The organism is Marinobacterium aestuariivivens (assembly GCF_042661465.1).
Classification (GTDB): Bacteria; Pseudomonadota; Gammaproteobacteria; order Pseudomonadales; family Balneatricaceae; genus Marinobacterium_A; species Marinobacterium_A aestuariivivens.
Genome location: NZ_JBHSWE010000001.1, coordinates 3,460,086 through 3,478,592 on the forward strand (window position 1 = coordinate 3,460,086; position 18,507 = coordinate 3,478,592).

Below are 18,507 nucleotides of genomic sequence, written 5' to 3' on the forward strand. Positions count from 1 at the left end.
GAATGGATAGCGCCGAGGCTTGTTCCGGGTCTGGCCTGGCCGTTCAAGAGTCGTCCTATGAAAGAAATCGATGCACAAGCCCTCTGGCAGGCCAGGGGGCCAGCCTTTTTCCGCGAACTGTCCACCTTCGGCGCCCTGTCGGACCGGGTGGTCCGCCGAATCCTGGTCGAGGGGCGGGTGCTGCAGCTGGACAGGGGCGAAGTGCTCTACCGTGCCGGTGATGCGGTACAGTCCTTTTATGTAGTGCTGCGCGGCAGCCTCAGCATGTACGTCTGTGATGAGGACCATTATGCTCTGGCTCGCCGCCACCTGCAGGGGGAGCAACTGGGCTTCGTGCCGATGATCGGCCTGCACGACCATACGGCGACCGCTGTTGGCGCCGAGGACGAAACGCTGCTGGTCGAGATCAGCGCCGACCAGTTCTACGAGCTGCATGTCAGCGAACCGGACGATTTCGGTCTGCTGCTGCTGAATCTGGCCCGCGAGATGGCCCGTGCCATCGGTGCCCTGAGCCGCACAATCGTGGAGTTGAGCCTGCAGATGCAGAAAGGGCGCCAGCCTGGCTGAGTGAAGCAATCAGGGGGCGACAGGAGATGATTGAGCTGGACAGGGCGAGATGGTCGGACTTTCTGAAACCGGACTCTCTGAGCGAACTCTCGACCTTCGGAGCGCTTTCCCGCAACTGCGTGCATTTCATGCTGAACCGGGGCCGTCTGCTGCGGCTCGAGCCCGGCGAGGTGCTGTATCGACCCGGCACCTCATCGGGCAGTTTCTTCGTCCTTCTCGACGGGGCGCTAAGGTTCTACAAGCATTTCCCCCGCTGCGATGTGTTCACCCGGGTGTTCCGCAGCGGCGAGCAGCTGGGATTCGATGCGATGATCGGACTGCACGAGCGCACCGGCACACCGGTGGCGATGGAACCCTTGCTGATCCTGGAGATTTCCGTCGAGCTGTTCCACGATATCCACCTCCATTACCCGGCCGATTTCGGCCTGATCATGATCAATCTGGCGCGGGAGCTGTCCCGGGAGATCGCCGCGCTGGAAGAGGTGATCGGCCAGAGCAGCGGCTGGATGCCGGGCTAGTCTCATTTGTTTGATGCCCCGCTCGTTCCTGACGTACAGTGGGCAGATGCACAACGCCACAGGCTGCCCTGATGAGACACCGCTCCTCCCATTACCCGCCCGATCAGGACGAGGTGCAGTTCAATCTGCAGACGCTTAAATCTCTGGTTCCGTATTTGCTCGAATATCGCCTGCGCATCGCGCTGGCACTGGGGTGCCTGGTGGCGGCAAAGCTGGCCAGCGTCGGCATGCCCTTTATCCTCAAGCACATCGTCGATGCACTGGATTCCAGTCAGGGGGCGGCGATGGCGCTGCCGCTGGGGCTGCTGCTGGCCTATGGCTCGGTGCGCTTTGCCAACGTGCTGTTCGGCGAGATCCGGGACACCATCTTCGGTCGCGTCACCGAAAGGGCGATGCGCCGGATCGGGCTGACGGTATTCCGCCATCTGCATGCGCTGGAGCTGGATTTCCACCTCAATCGCAGCACCGGCGGCCTGTCGCGGGATATCGAGCGCGGCGTGTCCGGCATCAGTTTCCTGATGCGTTTCATGGTGTTCAACATCGTGCCGACGCTGTTCGAGATCGCGCTGGTGGTGGGGTTGCTGCTGGCCAACTATTCCGCCTGGTTCGCCCTGATCACACTGCTGGCGGTGGTGCTCTATGTGGCCTACTCGGTCGTGGCGACGGACTGGCGTACCGGCTATGTGCGGGCGGCCAACAAGGCGGATTCCGAGAGCAACTCCCGCGCCGTCGACAGCCTGCTGAATTACGAAACGGTGAAGTACTTCACCAATGAGCGCTACGAAGCCGAGCGTTACGACGAGGACCTGGCCAGCTGGGAGCAGGCGCGGCGCAAGAACCGCCTGACGCTCTTTGCGCTCAACGGCGGTCAGGCCCTGATCATCGCGCTGGCAATGACGGCAATGATGGTACTGGCGGGGCGCAACGTCGTGGCCGGCACCATGACCCTCGGCGACTTCGTGCTGATCAACGCCTTCATGATGCAGCTGTTCATGCCGCTGAACTTTCTCGGTTTCGTTTACCGCGAGATGAAGGGCTCGCTGGCGAATATCGAGCGCATGTTCGCCCTGCTGCGCCGTGCTCCGGCGGTCCGCGACGCCGCGGATGCCCGGCCGCTGCAGGTCGGGACCGGCAGTATCGAGTTCCGCGATGTCTGCTTCGGCTACGGTCCCGAGCGCCGGATACTCGACCACCTCAGCTTTCAGGTCCGGCCGCGGCAGAAGGTGGCGGTGGTCGGGGCCAGCGGTTCCGGCAAATCCACCCTGGTCAAGCTGCTGTTCCGCTTCTACGACGTCGACGGCGGCGCGGTACTGATCGATGGCCAGGATATTCGCGGCCTGACCCAGGATTCGCTGCGCCGCGCCATCGGCATCGTGCCCCAGGATACGGTGCTGTTCAACGCCTCGATCTACGACAATATCCGCTACGGCCGCATCGATGCGACGCCCGAGGCGGTGCAGGAAGCGATCAGGCTGGCCCATCTGGACGACTTTATCGCCCGGCTGCCGGACGGCCACCACACCCTGGTGGGCGAGCGCGGGCTCAAGCTCAGCGGTGGCGAGAAGCAGCGGGTCGCGATCGCCCGCACCATTCTCAAGCGACCGCCCATCCTCGTCTTCGACGAGGCGACCTCGTCGCTGGACAGCCGTTCCGAGCGCAGCATCCTGCAGGCGATCCGCGAAGTCTCCCGCGGCCAGACCAGCCTGGTGATCGCCCACCGCCTCTCGACCGTCGTCGATGCCGACCATATCCTGGTGCTGCAGGACGGCCGGCTGGTGGAGCAGGGCAGCCATCGGCAACTGCTGGAGCAGAACGGTACCTATGCGCACCTGTGGCGGATTCAGCAGCAGCAGCGGGATGCCGCAGGCCGGGAGCCTCAGGCGGCAAGCGAAACGTAGGAGTTGACTAAGCTATGAGAGGATGGGTCAAGCGATGCAACCCTGGTCCTTCAACCCTGGCCTCGCCGCCCGGGGCATCGTGGACCCATCATATCGATCGCCGTACAGATCGATTGGTTTCCGGTGGCAATCTAACATCCCGAAACATTTGGTGTTGGGTCCACTGTCATTTGCTCCTGCAATGACAGTATTTTCGCGGGGCGGCCTTCCGCCATCCATGGCGGTCCGCTCCTGCGTCGCTTGATCCAACCTACGATTGGTGTCAGGGTCGTACAGCGCTGTACTTATGCGTAGCCTGGAATGAGCTTGCGAATTCCGGGAAGTGGCGTCGGAATTCGCTGCGCTCATTCCAACCTGCAAGGAAGCTTCGGCACAGCCTTCAATCATGCGCGATGGGTTTGTCGGTGAACAGATAATCCCGCAGTTCCCCATCCAGTTTCGGGTCCCGGCGCCGGATCCACTCGAGCACCATCGCCGCGTGTTCCTTCTCTTCATCGCGGTTGTGTTTCAGAATCGCGCGCAGCTCGTCGTTCCTGCAGACATCGACACGCTGGTTGTACCAGTCGATGGCCTCGAGTTCCTCCATCAGCGAGGTGATGGCACGGTGCATGTCCCGGGTCTCGTCGGACATTTCGTCGACTGGCTCGTGGTAACCTTCATTGGCCATGGGCGTGCTCCTCTGGCAATTGCTCGGGATGGGCCTCAACTGAGTGTAGTCAAACGACGTGCCGGCCGCTGTTGACTATTCTTTAGACGGCATCGCAGGCGCTTCGGAGGTGGGGCATGGGCAGGCGTTTCGACAATATCCTCGGTACCGTGGGGCATACGCCGGTGGTCCGCATCAATCGCCTGGCGCCGCCGGGAATCGAACTTTTCGTCAAGCTCGAATCCTTCAATCCGATGGGGTCGGTCAAGGACCGTCTGGCCCTCGGTGTCATCGAGGATGCCGAGCGCCGAGGTCAGCTCAAGCCGGGGCAGACGGTCATCGAGGCCACCAGCGGCAATACCGGGATCGGACTGGCGATGGTCTGTGCCCAGAAGGGTTATCCGCTGGTGGTGACCATGGCGGAAAACTTCAGTGTCGAGCGCCGTCGCATGATGCGTTTCCTCGGGGCGCGGGTGGTACTGACGCCGGCGGCCGAGAAAGGCAGCGGCATGCTGGCCAAGGCCGTGGAACTGGCCGCCCGGCATGGCTGGTTCCTGTGCCGGCAGTTCGAAAACGAAGCCAATGCCGAGTTCCATTCCCGTACCACGGCTGTTGAAATCGTCGAGGATTTCGCGGATGTCGGGCTCGACTGCTGGGTCACCGGCTTCGGCACCGGCGGTACCCTCAAGGGGGTGGCGCGGGTACTGCGGGAACAGAGCCCGGCGACCCGGATCGTCGTCTGTGAACCGGACAACTCGCCGCTTCTGGGCAGTGGACTGAGGCAGTCGCGCGCGGCTGACGGTGCCCCCGCCGCCAGTCATCCGAGCTTCCGGCCCCACCTGATGCAGGGCTGGACACCGGATTTCATTTCCGGGCTGACGGAGGAGGCGGTCAACGAGGGGCTGATCGACGAGGTGGTGCCGGTATCTGGAGACGAGGCACTGCGCCTGTCACGGGAGCTGGCGTGCCGGGAGGGGATCTTCTGCGGCATCACCGCTGGTGCGACCCTGGCAGGAGGTCTGCAGCTGGCGCGGCGCAGCCCGCCCGGCACACGCATTCTCTGCATGCTGCCCGATACCGGCGAACGCTATCTGAGTACGCCACTGTTCGCCGACATCGAAACTGAAATGACCGCACAGGAGCTGGAAATATCACGCTCGACGCCGGGCTATCGCTTCGACCGTCCGTCGTCGGCGCCACCGGCACCGGCTGCGCCCGCCGTGGCGGCGACGCCCGGGGCCGAGGCCTTCCTGACGGAGCTGTTGTCCGACCCTGACCGACCGGTGGTGATGTTCGCGCTGGAGTGGTGCGAATTCTGCTGGTCGCTGCGCAAGCTGTTTGCGCGGCTGGCGCTGGACTACCACTCGGTCGATCTCGACAGTGCCCGCTTTCAGCGCAACAGCGAAGGCACTGCCATTCGTGCTGCTCTCAGTGACCGTACCGGTTGCGTGACGATTCCCCAGGTCTTCATCGGCGGTGACTTTGTCGGCGGCTGTACCGAGGTGTTCGACGAGTTCGGCAGCGGGCGCTTGCAGCAGCGGCTGCAGGATGCCGGCGTCGCCTTCGACAGCAGCGTCTCGGTCGACCCTTATTCGCTGCTGCCGGCCTGGCTGCACCCGCGCAGCTAGTGCTGGCTCAACGGCTGCCGAAGATTTCGTCGCCGAGCTGATCGATGGTCTGCCTGGCTTTCTGCAGCGTGACCTCGTCGCACTGTTCGCGGCTCGGTAGCTGGTCGGCCCGGATAAAGAGGTGTTCCCGGACTTCGCCGTCTATCTCCCTGCGGATCAGGCCGCCGACGCCATAAAGCCCATCGACGGGGCGCGCCTTGAGAAAAATCTGGTAACCCTTGTAGTCGATCGCCTCCCCGGATCTTCGTCCACCGGGGCCGCGCCCCCGCCACCCAGAAGCTTTTTCAGCATGGATCCCAGGCCCATCGTTTTCCCCCTCGCTCAAGCTGGATTATGGCCGCCGTCGCTCCGGCGCCCGGTTGCAACGCTGACGTTAGCCCGGGATGGCGCGAACGGCAACCGCTTCAGCGTCTTACTTCGTCGTCCCGGTAGTGGGCATCCGTCCAGCATCGTGGCAGGGCTTCCCCGGACAGGAAAATCAGGTTGTCCTTGCCGAACTCTTCGGGGTCCTGCGCTTCTTCACCATGGTTGTAACGGCCGGTGACGGAGGCATGGAAGGGGTTGAAGAGATCCGGCAGTGAGATGACTTCAACCAGATGGCCGCTGGACTTTTCTTTCAGGAACATGGTGTCCTCCATGGGCGGGGCATGTCGGGGCGGGGTGGACCCGCCCTGAAAGAATAGATGAACTTCAGCCGCGGCGCCGTGCGTCCGCCGACCGTCTCAGGGCCTGTCTGGCCCGGTATCTTGCGAATTCTGCATGTCTTTTCTTTTCCACTTAAGTCCCATTCATCCGGCATTGGCGCTTCAGGTTCGACCCGTGGCACGGATTGCGCGCTGTAACCGACTGTTTGCAGGGATTTTTTTGCGATCCTGAATAGGCTTGTATTGTTGACGTAATTGTTAACAAAGGTGAGCCCATCTTTTCTGTATTGTTTACATGATTGTTGACGACTATGTACATGGGATTGTGTTTTGTGTAAAACAGATAGCAACGGAGCGAGCAACAGAGAAGAAAAACCATGCAGATTCGAGTCATCAACCCCAATACGACCCTGAGCATGACCGACAAGATCGGCGAGGCCGCACAGCGTATCGCCGCCCCGGGCACCCGCATCGTGGCGACCAGTCCGGCCAGCGGTCCCGTGTCGATCGAGAGTCATTTTGACGAAGTCGTCAGCGCTGTTGGCGTGGCGGAAGAGGTACTGGCCGGCGAGCGGGAGCAAACCGATGCCTATATCGTCGCCTGCTTCGGCGATCCCGGGCTGCTGGCCGCGCGGGAGCTGACGCGGGCACCGGTGATTGGCATTGCCGAAGCCGCATTCCATATGGCGACCCTGATCAGTACCCGTTTCTCCATCGTCACCACGCTTGGGCGCACCGGCATCATTGCCGAGCATCTGCTGCAGGCCTATGGCTTTGCCCATCACTGCCGGCGGGTGCGGGCGGCCGAGATTCCGGTGCTGGACCTGGAGGACAGCGGCCGCGCCGCGCTGGAGAGAATTATCGCGGAGTGTCGGCGCGCCAGGGACGAAGACAATATCGGCGCCATCGTGCTCGGCTGCGGCGGTATGGCCGATCTGCGCGGCGAGATCAGCCGCGAGGTGGGGCTGCCGGTCGTCGAGGGCGTGACGGCCGCAGTGAAACTGGCCGAGTCGCTGGTCAGCCTGGATCTGGGCACCAGCAAGTTCGGCGACCTGGCCTTCCCGAGGCCCAAGACCTTCACCGGTCGCTTCGAGCATCTGTCGGGTATCGGCGGCTGAGCCGCAGGTCCCGTACTTGCTTAAAAATAAAATAACAAAGCGGGTTGTGGCCCGCGCCCTGAGGACAACACTATGAGTAACGAACAAGTACTACAGGCGAACCTGCCGGTGGACGACGTTATCGAAACCAAGCATGCCGGCGAGGAATCGCTGGCGCCGCAGAAAACGCGCATCATGGGCCGGCTGTCGTACCTGCTGGCCTGGTTCGGCGGCTGCGTTTCCATCGGTACCTTCACCATGGGGTCCAGCATCGTCGGGACCCTGAACCTGCTGCAGGCATCGCTGGCGATCGCGATCGGCTGCTTCGTCATCGGAATCGCCCTGGCGCTGAACGGGGCCGCCGGCTACAAGTACGGGATTCCCTTCATCGTCCAGGCGCGCAGTGCCTTCGGCTTCACCGGCACCCACTTCCCGGGGCTGGTAAGGGCGGTACCCGCGATCGTCTGGTACGGCTTCCAGAGCTGGGTCGGTGCCGGGGCCCTCAATGCCGTCTCGGCCACCATGTTTGGCTTCGACAACCTGGTCTTCTACTTCATCGCCTTCCAGTTGCTGCAAATCGGCCTGTCGATGTTCGGATTCAAGGGCATCAAGTGGCTCGAGAACGTGGGCAGCGGCTTCATTCTCGTCTCCCTGGTGTACATGTTCTACAGCGTGGTCACCAAGTACGGTGACGCCATCAGCACTCAGCTGGTGAATATCGAAGGCACCTGGGGCCTGCCGTTCTGGGGCGCCACCATGCTGTTCCTCGGTATCTACAGCACCATGATGCTGAACGTCAGCGACTATTCCCGTGAGCTCAAGGAAGGCAGCGGACGCGGTCTGCTGGCGACCCTCTACGCCATGTCGATCCTGCCCTGCACCCTGTTCATGGGGCTGATCGGCCTGATGGTCTCAGGCGCCACCGGCGTATCCGACCCGATTCAGGTATTCGCCAGCGCCGTCGACAATCAGTTGCTGCTGGTCACCACCCTGCTGTTCATCGCTTTCGCCCAGGTCACCACCAACGTGCTCAACAACGTGGTGCCGCCGACCTACATCCTGATGAACGTCTTCAAGCTGAAATTCCGTACTGCCACCATCATCGTCGGTCTGCTGGCCTTCTGTACTTTCCCCTGGGAACTGGTGAAGGACGAGTCGGCCGCCGGCCTGCAGATGTTCGTGCAGATCTATTCCGCTTTCCTCGGCCCGATCTTCGCGGTCATGGTGGTGGACTACTTCATTCTCCGTCGCCAGAAGCTGAACCTGGATCATCTCTACGACGAGAACGGCCCGTACCGCGGCGTCAACTATGCGGCCATCATCGCTTCCCTGCTGGGCGCCGTGGTCGCCCTCTGGTTCTCCTCGGTATCCTGGTACGCCAGCCTGATCCCGGCCGGTGTCACCTATTACCTGCTGATGAACAGCTGGTCGGCCTGCGCCCGGTTTCGCAGCTGATCGATCCTGAGCGACCGCCGGTAACCAGACGCCGCCCCCGAGGGCGGCGACTTCATTTTCGGGGTCAGCTTTGCTGGGCGCGGAGCGCATCGAGCGACTGCTTCTGATCGGCCAGCACCGACTGGCTGTGATCGCGGGCCTCGACCCTGGCCATCCAGGCGGCCAGCTCCGGTTCCTCGTCCAGCGGATTCCACTGGTAGACAGTCCGGGCGACCAGCAGGACCAGGCGCATGCAGTAGAAAAGCACGAGATCGGCATAGCTCAGGTCGTTCCCTGCCACCCAGGGGGTAGCGGGCGACCCGTTTCAGAGCCGCCAGGCCCTGCTCGATCGCCGGACGGGCCTCGTCAAGGGCGGCTTGCGAGAGTGGTTCGCCGAACAGTACATGGCCGAGGTGGCGACGGGCCGGAGCATCGAGATAAAGCGTCGCGATGCTCATGATCTCCCGGGCCTTGGCGCGTTCGAAGGTGTCGGCGGGAAACAGTTTGGGCACCGGATGGGTCTCTTCGAGGAACTCGAGAATCACCAGTGACTCGGAAAGAAAGCCGTCGGGTGTCTCCAGGCAGGGAATCTTGCCCATGGGACTCTTTGCCAGGAACCCGGGTTTCCGGGATGGCGGCGTCGGGACTTCCTCAAAGGCGATACCCTTTTCCAGCAGGCTCTGCTTGACGATGGCGTAATAGTTGCTGAGCGCAAGACCGTACAGTTTGAGCATGGGGCACAATTCCTTCGTTGGTGGGTGAATGTCATCCTTCCCGGCATTTGAGGCGCGATTGCGGGGCCGGTTCCCCGATAATGTCGCAACCTGCCGGTCCTGGCTACCGCTTCCGGCAGCCTTCATGCCCCGTTCATGCTGGCTGTTGTCTCATGGCACCATCAGGAGAGTCAGAGACGCGCAGACCCTTGTGCGCAAGGAGAGACCCATGAAAAAATTCATACTGACTGTTTTGCTGGCGTCGCTTTTGCCGGCCACGGCGATGGCGAGAGACCTGACCACCGATGCCGCCATCGGCGGTGCCCTGGGCGGGGCGATCGGCGGTGCCCTGGGCGCCGAGATGGGGGGCGTGACGGCGCAGTGCTCGGTTCAGGGGTAGGGGCGGCGGTCGGAACCGCCATCAACACCCGGGACTATCGCGAGAACACCCGGGACTATCGCGAGGCCTACCGTGATTACCGTCCGGTCGAGCGTCGTACTGTCGTCGAACATCACTACTACCCGTCGCAAGAGCACCACTACTACTCGGGCAAGCGCAAGCACCACTGGAAGCATCGTCATCATTCCAGGCGTCACCACCATGGCGGCCACCGGCGTCACTGGGAGCACTGATGCCGTTTATGCGTGACCAGCCCCGGCGAGGGGTGGTCAGCCGTTGCAGTCTCTATTACTGTATTCCTGTTCCGCCAAGCGGACAGCACTGGAGGTAAGAACCGTGAGAAAATCCAGAATTGCCATTGCCATGCTGGCCCTGTTGCCGACCCTGTCGATGGCCGGCGACCTGACCGTCGATTCAGCCGTTGGCGGGGCGGTCGGCGGCGCACTGGGGGCGCTATCGGCGCCGAACTGGGCGGGCGCGATGGCGCCGTGGTCGGTTCCGGCATCGGCGCGGCGGTCGGCACCTCGATCAATACCCGCGACCATCGCGACGATGGCTATCGCGAAGTGCGCCGGGACGACCGCCGCTACCGTGAAGAGCATCACCATTATCACAACAGCAACAGCAACAGCTTCTGCCCGCCGGGGCAGGCCAAGAAAGGACGTTGCTGAATTCAGCAACCCTACCTGCGGCGACGGCCTCAGCTGGTGAGGTCCTCGAGCAGTTCACGCAGTTCGGCAACCTCGGCTTTCAGGCTCGCGACCTCCTGTTCCAGTTCGGTCAGGCGGTCGTCGGCAGGTTCAGCCGCGGCCGATGCCACCGGGCCTGTCGCCACCGCTTCGGTGACCTCGCCGCTGAACAGGTGGGCATAGCGTGATTCGCGCTTGCCGGGCTCCCGGGCCAGGCGCACGACGAAGGGGCCGTTGTCCCGTTCCATCAGTTTCTGCAGCACCCGTTCGACCTGCTGTACGTCGTTGAAACTGCACAGGCGATTGGTGCGGGTGCGCAGCTCTCCCGGTGTCTGCGGGCCGCGCAGTAGCAGCACGCAGATAATGCCCAGTTCCTGCTCCGAGAACTGCAGTTCGCCGAACTCGGTATTGCAGAAGCGGTGCTTGTATTTCACCACCCGGCTGCCGAAGCCGCTTTCCTCCTTCACCAGTCTCAGGCGGGCCAGCTCGTCCAGGGTCTGCTGCACAGAGGTCTCGTCGAGTTCCAGGACGGGGTCGCGGTTACTCTTCTGGTTGCAGGCCAGGGTCAGTGCATTCAGCGACAGCGGATACTGGTCGGGGGTGGTAATCTCCTTTTCGATCAGGGCGCCGATGACGCGGGCCTGGTACAGGGTCAGATTCAGTTCCATGACGACTCCGTGGCAGTTTCTTTTGAGCTAAGCATGCATCAATCAGGGGCGATAAGCGAGATCTGCACAGGAGGTGCCGTTGGGCGCATACGCTGCTATGGTTTGGCAGTGGCCGGACAGTGGTGATCCCGTTCTCCGGTATTCTTCACTCGAAACAGGGAGTGCAGTATGCGCGACGCTTTTCTGCAGGCATTGCAAGACCAGCTCGATCAGATCCGGGCCGATGGCTTCTACAAGGATGAAAGGGTGATCGACAGTCCCCAGCAGGCCCGTATCCGGCTGGCGGACGGCCAGGAAGTGCTGAATTTCTGTGCCAACAACTATCTCGGTCTGGCCGACGATCCGAGGCTGATCGCAGCCGCCCGGGCGGGGCTGGAGCGTTACGGATTCGGCATGGCCTCGGTACGCTTTATCTGCGGAACCCAGTCGCCCCACCGGCAACTGGAGCGTGCGCTGTCGGACTTTCTTGGCACCGAGGACAGCATCCTCTACTCGAGCTGTTTCGATGCCAATGGCGGTCTGTTCGAAACCCTGCTGACGGAGCGGGATGCCGTGATCTCCGATGCGCTCAATCATGCCTCGATCATCGACGGCGTGCGTCTGTGCAAGGCGCGGCGCTACCGCTACCGCAACAACGATATGGCGGACCTGGAGGCGCAGCTCAAACAGGCCGTGGCCGACGGCACGCGGTTCCGGCTGATCGCCACCGATGGCGTTTTCTCGATGGATGGCGTCATTGCCGACCTCCGGTCGATCTGCGACCTGGCCGACCGTTACGGCGCCCTGGTGATGGTGGACGATTCCCATGCCGTCGGCTTCGTCGGAGAGCAGGGCGCCGGTACACCGGAATATTGCGGCGTGCGCGATCGCGTCGATATCATCACCGGCACACTCGGCAAGGCGCTCGGTGGCGCCTCCGGCGGTTTTACCTCGGGTCGGCGCGAGATCGTCGAGCTGCTGCGCCAGCGTTCGCGCCCCTACCTGTTCTCCAACAGCCTGGCGCCGGCGATCGTGGTCGCCACCCTGGAGGTGCTGCGGCTGCTGGCAAGCTCCGAGGGCCGGGCGTTGCGCGAAAAGTTGCGGCATAACAGCGAGCGCTTTCGCAGCGGCATGACGGCGGCCGGTTTCGAACTGGCCGGTGCCGGGCATCCGATCATACCGGTCATGCTTGGCGATGCCGCGCTGGCCGGGCGCATGGCCGATGCGCTGCTGGCCGAGGGGATCTACGTGATCGGCTTTTCCTATCCGGTGGTGCCCAGGGGCAGGCCCGCATCCGCACCCAGATGAGTGCGGCCCACAGCGACGACCAGATCGATGCCGCTATCGAGGCGTTCAGCCGCATCGGTCGGGAGCAGGGGTATTGCGATGAAAGCCCTGTGCAAGCTCGAAGCGGGCCCCGGGCTTACCCTGACCCGTACCCGCAAACCGGTGCTCGGCCATAACGACGTCATGATCAGGATCCGCAAGACCGCGATCTGCGGTACCGACGTCCATATCTGGAACTGGGATGCTGGGCACAGCAGACGATCCCGGTGCCGATGCACGTGGGCCACGAATATGTCGGCGAGATCGTCGAGATCGGTCAGGAGGTGCGGGGCTTCGAGGTTGGCGACCGGGTCTCGGGCGAGGGTCATATCACCTGCGGCTTCTGCCGCAACTGCCGTGCCGGGCGGCGCCACCTGTGTCGCAATTCAGTCGGCGTCGGCGTCAACCGGGAGGGCTTTCGCCGAGTATCTGGTAATTCCGGCGTTCAATGCCTTCAAGATCCCGGAAGACGTCTCCGATGACCTGGCCGCGATCTTCGACCCCTTCGGCAACGCCACCCATACGGCACTGAGCTTCAACCTGGTCGGCGAGGACGTGCTGATCACGGGGGCCGGCCCCATCGGCGTCATGGCCGTGGCCATCGCCCGCCATGTCGGTGCGCGCAGCGTCGTCATCACCGACGTCAACGATTACCGTCTCGGGCTTGCCAAGCAGATGGGGGCCACCCGCACGGTGAACGTGGAGCGCCAGTCGCTGAAGGAGGTGATGGAGGATCTGCACATGCTCGAGGGCTTCGACGTCGGGCTGGAGATGTCCGGCGTGCCCTCGGCCTTCACCTCGATGCTGGCCCATATGAACCACGGCGGCAAGATCGCACTGCTGGGGATTCCGCCGGACAACACCGCCATCGACTGGAATCAGGTGATCTTCAAGGGCCTGCAGATCAAGGGCATCTACGGCCGCGAGATGTTCGAAACCTGGTACAAGATGGTGGCGATGCTGCAGAGCGGGCTGGACCTGTCGCCGGTGATCACTCATCATTTCCCGGTTGCCGAATACGAGGCCGGCTTCGCCGCGATGCTTTCGGGGCAGAGCGGCAAGGTGATCCTGGACTGGATGCAGGGATGACCGGCCCCATATCTAACTTCCTGGAGAGCTTTATTCGATGAGGATCCTGCAACGGGCTTTGCTGTTCGCGTGGCTGCTGGTGCTGGCCGGCTGCGCCACGCTGCAGACGGATTTCGAAAAACCGACCGTCAGCGTCACTTCGTTCCGGGCGTTGCCGTCGGACGGCATGGTGCCGCGTTTCGAGATCGGACTGCATGTGATCAACCCGAATCGCACCGCGCTCGATATCGAGGGCATGACCTACAGCGTTGCGCTCGAGGGGCGCAGGCTGCTCAACGGCGTGGCCAATGACCTGCCGGTGGTGCCGGCGTACGGCGAGGCCGATATCCGCGTGCTGACGACCGCGGACCTGCTCAGCGGTTTCCGCCTGCTGGCGGACCTGATGCGCACGCAACGTGACACTGTCAGCTACGAGCTGAACGCGCGGCTGGATCTGGGGCGTTTCCTGCCCTATGTGGATATCGTCGAAAGCGGGGAAGTCAGTCTGACGGGCGGGCGTTAAAAAGTGACGCCTGTGGGAGCGGCGCCTCGCAGCGAACAGGCGATGGTGCGGGCATTGCGCCGGCACCATCGCTAGACATCACTTCTGCGCTTCGTAGGCCGCAGCGGCCTTGGTCACGGCGTCGCGGGCGGCATCGGCGTTGGCCCAGCCTTCCACTTTGACCCACTTGCCCTTCTCGAGGGTCTTGTAGTTTTCGAAGAAGTGCGCGATCTGCTCTTTCAGCAGTTCCGGCAGGTCGTCGACATCATTGATGTCGTTGTAGGCCTGACTCAGCTTCTGGTGCGGTACCGCAACCAGTTTGGCGTCTTCGCCGGCTTCGTCGGTCATGTTCAGAATCCCGACCGGACGGCAGCGGATCACGGAACCGGTCATCACCGGGTGCGGGGTCAGCACCAGCACGTCCAGCGGGTCGCCGTCGTCGGCCAGGGTGTTGTTCACATAGCCGTAGTTGGCCGGGTAGAACATCGGCGCCGCCATGAAGCGGTCGACGAAGATCGCATCGGCATCCTTGTCGATCTCGTATTTGACCGGGGAGCTTTCCGCCGGAATCTCGATGATGACGTAGAGGTCGTTCGGCAGTTCTTTACCGGCAGGCACTTTAGCAAAGCTCATGCGTGTCTTCCTGTTGGCTGTTGTAAGGGCAAAATCAGAACGGATTATAGCCAGTGGGGGCCCTGTAGTTGAATACGACTTAAGGCCGCCCACCGTTGCTACGGGCGGTTAATTTTCCGGTGTGTGGTACTGCAGCATGGCGTCGACCTCGTTGCGCGAGCCAAGCGCCACCGAAACGCGCTGATGGATTTCGGTCGGCTCGACGTCGAGGATCGGCTGGTAGCAGGTGCTGGCGAGGCCGCCGGCCTGTTCGATCAGCAGGCTCATCGGGTTGCCTTCGTACATCAGACGCAGCTTGCCGGGTTTCTGCGGTTCGCGCCCGTCCCAGGGGTAGCTGAAGATGCCGCCGCGGGTCAGGACGCGATGCACTTCGGCCACCATCGAGGCGATCCAGCGCATGTTGTAGTTTTTGCCGCGCGGGCCATCGCTGCCCTGCAGCAGGTCGCCGATATAACTGCGCATCGCCGGTTCCCAGAAACGCTGGTTCGACATGTTGATGGCGAACTCTTTCGTTTCCACCGGAACCTGGACGTTCTCCTGGGTAAGGATGAAGTCGCCGGTGTGGGCCAGGGTGAAGAAGTTGACGCCCTGGCCGGTGGTCAGGGCCAGCACGGCCGAGGGGCCGTAAAGTACATAGCCGGAGGCGAGCTGACGGCGGCCGTTCTGCAGATAGGCGCTGTGGTGCGCCGGATGTTCGCCCGCCGGCAGCTCCAGGATCGAGAAAATGGTGCCGACCGAGACATTGATATCGATGTTCGAGGAGCCGTCGAGCGGATCGAAGGTGACCAGGAAGCGGCCTTCGGGATTGCCGGCGACCGGATCGTCCTCCTCTTCGGAGGCCAGGCCCGCAACCAGCCGGTTGTCCAGCAGTACCTTCTTCAGCACGTCGTTGGCGATGATATCCAGCTTCTTCTGGGTTTCGCCCTGAACGTTGGTGTTCTCGGACGTGCCCAGCACGCCGGCGAGTGCACCTTCGCGCAGCTGCAATGCAATTTCCTTGCACGCGACCATCAGGGTGTCGATCAGTTCGACCAGTTGTTCGTCAGTTTTCCGATGTTTCAGGAACGAGCTCAGGAGCTGCATTGTTCTGCTTCAACCTTTGGGGTCTGCTTGGGAGGAGTTACGGCGCGATTGTAAGGGAATCGGTTGCCGAATGCATGGCCTGATGCCAGTTAATTGTAGATGAATTGACCATTTTTACCGCCATTCGAAACATTCAGCGAGGCTTCAGCAGCGCCGGTCGAAACTGGCCGGCCCGGGGAGCTTCGTGGCCCTGTTTTTGCCGAATTGGTGGCCGTCAACGGGTGCGGCCGCGGGCGTAAAACGGGTATTATCCCCAGATCAGTGTTTATGAACAGGATCCTGTTGCGTGCATATCCATATTCTCGGCATCTGCGGCACCTTCATGGGCTCTCTGGCCATCCTGGCCAGGCAGCTCGGGCACCGGGTGACCGGTTGCGATGCCAATGTCTATCCGCCGATGAGCACCCAGCTCGAACAGCAGGGGATCGAGCTGATCGAGGGCTTCGATCCGGTACAGCTCGAGCCCGCGCCGGACCTGGTCATCGTCGGCAATGCCATGTCCCGCGGCAACCCCTGTGTCGAATACATGCTCGATCGCGGCCTGCACTACATGTCGGGCCCGCAGTGGCTGTCGCAGCATCTGCTGCAGGATCGCTGGGTACTGGCCGTCGCCGGTACCCATGGCAAGACCACCACCGCGACCATGCTGGCCTGGTTGCTGGAGCAGGCCGATATGGCGCCCGGCTTCCTGATCGGCGGCGTGCCGAAGGACTTTCCGGTTTCGGCACGGCTGGGCGAGTCGCCGTTTTTCGTCATCGAGGCCGACGAGTACGATACGGCCTTTTTCGACAAGCGCTCGAAGTTCGTGCATTACCATCCCCGGACCCTGATCCTGAACAATCTCGAATACGATCACGCCGACATTTTTCCGGATTTGGCCGCCATTCAGCGCCAGTTCCATCACCTGCTGCGGATCGTGCCCGGTAACGGCCAGCTCGTGGTGCCACAGGGGCAACCGGCTCTCGACGAGGTGATCGGCATGGGCTGCTGGACGCCGGTGGTACGCACCGGACTGGATGCCGGCGCCGCTACGGAATGGCAGGCGCGGCTGCTGGCGGAGGATGGCAGTCGCTTCGAGGTGCTCCACCGCGGCGAGCCGCAGGGAGTCGTCGAATGGGCCCATACGGGCCGGCACAACGTCTCCAACGCGTTGGCGGCGCTGGTCGCGGCCCGGCATGTCGGGGTGAGGCCCGAGCATGGCATCGAGGCGCTCTGTTCCTTCGGCGGCGTCAAGCGTCGCATGGAACTGCTCGCCGAGGTTAACGGCATCTGCGTCTACGACGATTTCGCCCATCATCCCACGGCGATCGAAACCACCCTGGCCGGACTTCGGGCCCGGGTCGGCGACGCGCCGGTGATCGCGGTCGTCGAACCGCGTTCCAACACCATGCGCCTGGGCGCGCATCGCGCGGCACTGGCACCCTCGGTGGCCGCCGCCGACCGGGTCTACTGGTTCCAGCCGGCCGGGCTCGACTGGTCCCTCGATGCGGTGGTCGACGACAGTCCGGTGCCCGCCTCGCTGTCCAGCGATACTGCCACGCTGATCGCCGAACTGGTGCGGACCGCGGTACCGGGCAGCCATATTCTGATCATGAGCAACGGCGGCTTCGAGGGCGTTCACCAGCGCCTCGTGGCTGCCCTGACGGAGGCCGCGTCTTGAGTCCGGAACCGCGTCGCGTCACCCTTGCGATCACCGGCGCATCCGGTGCCCAGTACGGCCTGCGGCTGTTGCAGTGTCTGCTGGCGGCCGATGTCCAGGTCATGTTGATGATATCCAAGGCGGCCCAGGTGGTGATCGCCACCGAAACCGAGGTGGCACTGCCCGGGCGTCACGAGGAGCAGGAGGCCTTTCTCGGTCGCGAGTACGGCGCGGGCCCTGGCCAGTTGCGGGTATTCGGCCGCGAGCAGTGGATGGCACCGGTGGCCTCGGGCTCCGGCGCGCCGTCGACGATGGTGGTCTGCCCCTGCAGTACCGGCTGTCTGTCGGCGATCGCCACCGGCGCCAGCAACAACCTGATCGAGCGCGCCGCCGATGTCGCCCTCAAGGAGCGGCGTCAGTTGATTCTGGTACCGCGCGAGGCGCCCTATTCAGAGATTCACCTCGAACATATGCTCAAGCTGACCCGTATGGGAGCGGTGGTGATACCGGCCAGCCCCGGCTTCTATCACCGGCCGCAGAGCATCGAGGATATGGTCGATTTCATCGTGGCCCGCATCCTCAACCAGATCGGTGTGGAACAGACCCTGCTGCCGCGCTGGGGCGAGCCGCTGCCGGGTGGCGACTGAGTCCCGGTCCAAGATATTCACCCCCTGAAACAAGAAGGTTTTAATGAGCAAGATTCTTGCCCTGGATACCTCCACCGATGCCTGTTCCGTCGCCCTCTGGATCGACGGCGAGGTGCGGGAGGATTTTCGACTGGCGCCGCGTCAGCATACGCGGCTGCTGCTGCCGATGGCCGAAGCCCTGCTGGCCGAAGCGGGATTCGGTCCCAGTGCGCTCGACGCGGTGGCCTTCGGGCGCGGTCCCGGCTCCTTTACCGGTATTCGCATTGCCACAGGCGTCGCCCAGGGGCTGGCATTTGCCGCCGATCTGCCGGTACTGCCGGTCTCGACGCTGGCGGCCCTGGCGTTGCAGCAGGGACGCGAACAGCAACGCGACTGGATCATCGCCGCGCTCGATGCGCGCATGGACGAGATCTACTGGTGCGCCTATGAGTTGACCTGCGGTCTGCCGGACGAGAAGGTCGCCGAGCAGGTGAGTAGTCCCGCCGATCTCTATCTGCCGGTGATGGCACCCTGGCTGGCGATCGGCCCGGGCTTCAATTATCTGCAGGGCATGAGCGCCAGCGTACAGGCCGGCATCCAGGGGCAGCCGGTCACCGAACTCCATCCGTCGGCGGGGGCGATGCTGCCGCTGGCGGAGCGTGATCTGATCCAGGAAGGGGCCTGGCGCCCGAACAGGGGCTGCCGGTCTATCTGCGTGAAGGTACCTGGAAGAAAAAGGACGAGCAGTA

The 18,507-nt window shown here is 62.9% G+C and carries 20 protein-coding genes and 3 pseudogenes; 15 read left to right on the plus strand and 8 right to left on the minus strand.

Translation table 11 applies throughout. From position 1 onward, the window contains the following. Window positions 1–57 precede the first annotated feature (57 nt). From ACFQDL_RS18025 to ACFQDL_RS18035, 3 genes are all read left to right on the plus strand, one after another. Window positions 58–567: a Crp/Fnr family transcriptional regulator gene (locus tag ACFQDL_RS18025; RefSeq protein ID WP_379910239.1), complete on the plus strand. Its 510-nt coding sequence runs from the start codon at window positions 58–60 to the stop codon at window positions 565–567. A 26-nt stretch (window positions 568–593) separates the two neighbouring features. Then, window positions 594–1,085 (plus strand): cyclic nucleotide-binding domain-containing protein, encoded by a 492-nt coding sequence (locus ACFQDL_RS18030; protein WP_379910240.1) that lies wholly within the window; start codon window positions 594–596, stop codon window positions 1,083–1,085. Window positions 1,086–1,156: 71 nt separating this feature from the next. After that, on the plus strand, window positions 1,157–2,983 hold the full coding sequence (locus tag ACFQDL_RS18035; RefSeq protein ID WP_379910241.1) for an ABCB family ABC transporter ATP-binding protein/permease: 1,827 nt from the start codon (window positions 1,157–1,159) through the stop codon (window positions 2,981–2,983). Window positions 2,984–3,362: 379 nt separating this feature from the next. Here the strand turns inward: ACFQDL_RS18035 and ACFQDL_RS18040 are convergent, their stop codons facing one another. Then, window positions 3,363–3,650, minus strand: coding sequence for an encapsulin-associated ferritin-like protein (locus tag ACFQDL_RS18040; RefSeq protein WP_379910242.1), 288 nt, complete (start codon window positions 3,648–3,650; stop codon window positions 3,363–3,365). A 116-nt stretch (window positions 3,651–3,766) separates the two neighbouring features. On the opposite strand from ACFQDL_RS18040, the gene ACFQDL_RS18045 reads away from it, so the two are divergent. After that, a complete protein-coding gene (locus ACFQDL_RS18045) occupies window positions 3,767–5,257 on the plus strand; it encodes a pyridoxal-phosphate dependent enzyme (protein WP_379910243.1) in 1,491 nt (496 codons plus the stop codon). A gap of 7 nt (window positions 5,258–5,264) precedes the next feature. Here the strand turns inward: ACFQDL_RS18045 and ACFQDL_RS18050 are convergent, their stop codons facing one another. Both ACFQDL_RS18050 and ACFQDL_RS18055 read right to left on the minus strand, forming a co-directional pair. Next, window positions 5,265–5,582 carry an HlyU family transcriptional regulator gene (locus ACFQDL_RS18050; RefSeq protein ID WP_379910244.1) on the minus strand — a complete coding sequence of 106 codons (318 nt, stop codon included), beginning with the start codon at window positions 5,580–5,582 and terminating at the stop codon, window positions 5,265–5,267. A gap of 79 nt (window positions 5,583–5,661) precedes the next feature. Beyond that, window positions 5,662–5,883 carry an acetyltransferase gene (locus tag ACFQDL_RS18055; protein ID WP_379910245.1) on the minus strand — a complete coding sequence of 74 codons (222 nt, stop codon included), beginning with the start codon at window positions 5,881–5,883 and terminating at the stop codon, window positions 5,662–5,664. A 395-nt stretch (window positions 5,884–6,278) separates the two neighbouring features. Between ACFQDL_RS18055 and ACFQDL_RS18060 the strand changes: the two genes are divergently transcribed. Both ACFQDL_RS18060 and ACFQDL_RS18065 read left to right on the plus strand, forming a co-directional pair. Next, window positions 6,279–7,019 carry an aspartate/glutamate racemase family protein gene (locus ACFQDL_RS18060; protein WP_379910246.1) on the plus strand — a complete coding sequence of 247 codons (741 nt, stop codon included), beginning with the start codon at window positions 6,279–6,281 and terminating at the stop codon, window positions 7,017–7,019. A gap of 72 nt (window positions 7,020–7,091) precedes the next feature. Beyond that, window positions 7,092–8,453, plus strand: a complete 1,362-nt coding sequence (locus ACFQDL_RS18065; RefSeq protein WP_379910247.1) for an NCS1 family transporter — start codon at window positions 7,092–7,094, stop codon at window positions 8,451–8,453. A 64-nt stretch (window positions 8,454–8,517) separates the two neighbouring features. Here ACFQDL_RS18065 and ACFQDL_RS18070 read toward each other — a convergent pair whose 3' ends face one another. Both ACFQDL_RS18070 and ACFQDL_RS18075 read right to left on the minus strand, forming a co-directional pair. Next, window positions 8,518–8,733: a glutathione S-transferase family protein gene (locus tag ACFQDL_RS18070; RefSeq protein WP_379910248.1), complete on the minus strand. Its 216-nt coding sequence runs from the start codon at window positions 8,731–8,733 to the stop codon at window positions 8,518–8,520. A 220-nt stretch (window positions 8,734–8,953) separates the two neighbouring features. Further along, a pseudogene (locus ACFQDL_RS18075) lies at window positions 8,954–9,292 on the minus strand (glutathione S-transferase family protein); the annotation flags it as partial. A gap of 82 nt (window positions 9,293–9,374) precedes the next feature. Between ACFQDL_RS18075 and ACFQDL_RS18080 the strand changes: the two are divergent. The 3 genes from ACFQDL_RS18080 (at window position 9,375) to ACFQDL_RS18090 (ending at window position 10,216) form a co-directional block, all read left to right on the plus strand. Continuing rightward, the gene (locus ACFQDL_RS18080; protein ID WP_379910249.1) at window positions 9,375–9,545 is read left to right on the plus strand and encodes a hypothetical protein; all 171 of its coding nucleotides are present in this window, start codon (window positions 9,375–9,377) and stop codon (window positions 9,543–9,545) included. Next, entirely contained in the window at window positions 9,527–9,778 is a 252-nt protein-coding gene (locus tag ACFQDL_RS18085) for a hypothetical protein (protein WP_379910250.1), read from the plus strand. The genes ACFQDL_RS18080 and ACFQDL_RS18085 overlap by 19 nt, the downstream gene beginning before the upstream one ends. Window positions 9,779–10,033: 255 nt before the next feature. Beyond that, window positions 10,034–10,216: a hypothetical protein gene (locus ACFQDL_RS18090; protein WP_379910251.1), complete on the plus strand. Its 183-nt coding sequence runs from the start codon at window positions 10,034–10,036 to the stop codon at window positions 10,214–10,216. A 29-nt stretch (window positions 10,217–10,245) separates the two neighbouring features. Here ACFQDL_RS18090 and ACFQDL_RS18095 read toward each other — a convergent pair whose 3' ends face one another. After that, complete coding sequence (locus ACFQDL_RS18095) at window positions 10,246–10,902, minus strand: YceH family protein (protein WP_379910252.1); 657 nt, start codon at window positions 10,900–10,902, stop codon at window positions 10,246–10,248. A 168-nt stretch (window positions 10,903–11,070) separates the two neighbouring features. On the opposite strand from ACFQDL_RS18095, the pseudogene ACFQDL_RS18100 reads away from it, so the two are divergent. The 3 genes and pseudogenes from ACFQDL_RS18100 to ACFQDL_RS18110 all read left to right on the plus strand — a co-directional run bounded on the left by ACFQDL_RS18100 (window position 11,071) and on the right by ACFQDL_RS18110 (window position 13,798). Beyond that, window positions 11,071–12,344, plus strand: a pseudogene (locus ACFQDL_RS18100) (glycine C-acetyltransferase). Next, window positions 12,268–13,296 (plus strand): L-threonine 3-dehydrogenase, encoded by a 1,029-nt coding sequence (gene tdh, locus ACFQDL_RS18105; RefSeq protein WP_379910253.1) that lies wholly within the window; start codon window positions 12,268–12,270, stop codon window positions 13,294–13,296. The pseudogene ACFQDL_RS18100 and the gene tdh overlap by 77 nt, the downstream one beginning before the upstream one ends. Before the next feature lie 37 nt (window positions 13,297–13,333). Further along, window positions 13,334–13,798, plus strand: coding sequence for an LEA/WHy family protein (locus tag ACFQDL_RS18110; protein ID WP_379910254.1), 465 nt, complete (start codon window positions 13,334–13,336; stop codon window positions 13,796–13,798). Between the two features lie 78 nt (window positions 13,799–13,876). On the opposite strand, the gene ppa is transcribed toward ACFQDL_RS18110, so the two are convergent. Then, a complete protein-coding gene (ppa, locus tag ACFQDL_RS18115; RefSeq protein WP_379910255.1) occupies window positions 13,877–14,410 on the minus strand; it encodes an inorganic diphosphatase in 534 nt (177 codons plus the stop codon). Between the two features lie 108 nt (window positions 14,411–14,518). Beyond that, complete coding sequence (locus ACFQDL_RS18120; protein WP_379910256.1) at window positions 14,519–15,493, minus strand: class 1 fructose-bisphosphatase; 975 nt, start codon at window positions 15,491–15,493, stop codon at window positions 14,519–14,521. Window positions 15,494–15,779: 286 nt separating this feature from the next. On the opposite strand from ACFQDL_RS18120, the gene mpl reads away from it, so the two are divergent. The 3 genes and pseudogenes from mpl to tsaB all read left to right on the plus strand — a co-directional run. Beyond that, window positions 15,780–17,153 carry a UDP-N-acetylmuramate:L-alanyl-gamma-D-glutamyl-meso-diaminopimelate ligase gene (gene mpl / locus ACFQDL_RS18125; protein ID WP_379910257.1) on the plus strand — a complete coding sequence of 458 codons (1,374 nt, stop codon included), beginning with the start codon at window positions 15,780–15,782 and terminating at the stop codon, window positions 17,151–17,153. After that, window positions 17,150–17,779, plus strand: a complete 630-nt coding sequence (locus ACFQDL_RS18130; RefSeq protein WP_379910258.1) for a flavin prenyltransferase UbiX — start codon at window positions 17,150–17,152, stop codon at window positions 17,777–17,779. Before mpl ends, ACFQDL_RS18130 begins: the two co-directional genes overlap by 4 nt. Before the next feature lie 43 nt (window positions 17,780–17,822). After that, window positions 17,823–18,377, plus strand: a pseudogene (gene tsaB, locus ACFQDL_RS18135) (tRNA (adenosine(37)-N6)-threonylcarbamoyltransferase complex dimerization subunit type 1 TsaB); the annotation flags it as partial. Window positions 18,378–18,507 lie beyond the last annotated feature (130 nt).

Bases quoted from the DNA above. Each gene is read 5' to 3' on its own strand.
- ACFQDL_RS18030 (WP_379910240.1), top strand. From the start codon at position 594: ATGATTGAGCTGGACAGGGCGAGATGGTCGGACTTTCTGAAACCGGAC.
- ACFQDL_RS18080 (WP_379910249.1), top strand. From the start codon at position 9,375: ATGAAAAAATTCATACTGACTGTTTTGCTGGCGTCGCTTTTGCCGGCC.
- ACFQDL_RS18060 (WP_379910246.1), top strand. From the start codon at position 6,279: ATGCAGATTCGAGTCATCAACCCCAATACGACCCTGAGCATGACCGAC.
- ACFQDL_RS18025 (WP_379910239.1), top strand. From the start codon at position 58: ATGAAAGAAATCGATGCACAAGCCCTCTGGCAGGCCAGGGGGCCAGCC.
- tdh (WP_379910253.1), top strand. From the start codon at position 12,268: ATGAAAGCCCTGTGCAAGCTCGAAGCGGGCCCCGGGCTTACCCTGACC.
- ACFQDL_RS18095 (WP_379910252.1), bottom strand. From the start codon at position 10,902: ATGGAACTGAATCTGACCCTGTACCAGGCCCGCGTCATCGGCGCCCTG.
- ACFQDL_RS18055 (WP_379910245.1), bottom strand. From the start codon at position 5,883: ATGTTCCTGAAAGAAAAGTCCAGCGGCCATCTGGTTGAAGTCATCTCA.
- ACFQDL_RS18040 (WP_379910242.1), bottom strand. From the start codon at position 3,650: ATGGCCAATGAAGGTTACCACGAGCCAGTCGACGAAATGTCCGACGAG.
- ppa (WP_379910255.1), bottom strand. From the start codon at position 14,410: ATGAGCTTTGCTAAAGTGCCTGCCGGTAAAGAACTGCCGAACGACCTC.
- ACFQDL_RS18045 (WP_379910243.1), top strand. From the start codon at position 3,767: ATGGGCAGGCGTTTCGACAATATCCTCGGTACCGTGGGGCATACGCCG.
- ACFQDL_RS18035 (WP_379910241.1), top strand. From the start codon at position 1,157: ATGAGACACCGCTCCTCCCATTACCCGCCCGATCAGGACGAGGTGCAG.
- ACFQDL_RS18120 (WP_379910256.1), bottom strand. From the start codon at position 15,493: ATGCAGCTCCTGAGCTCGTTCCTGAAACATCGGAAAACTGACGAACAA.
- ACFQDL_RS18065 (WP_379910247.1), top strand. From the start codon at position 7,092: ATGAGTAACGAACAAGTACTACAGGCGAACCTGCCGGTGGACGACGTT.
- ACFQDL_RS18110 (WP_379910254.1), top strand. From the start codon at position 13,334: ATGAGGATCCTGCAACGGGCTTTGCTGTTCGCGTGGCTGCTGGTGCTG.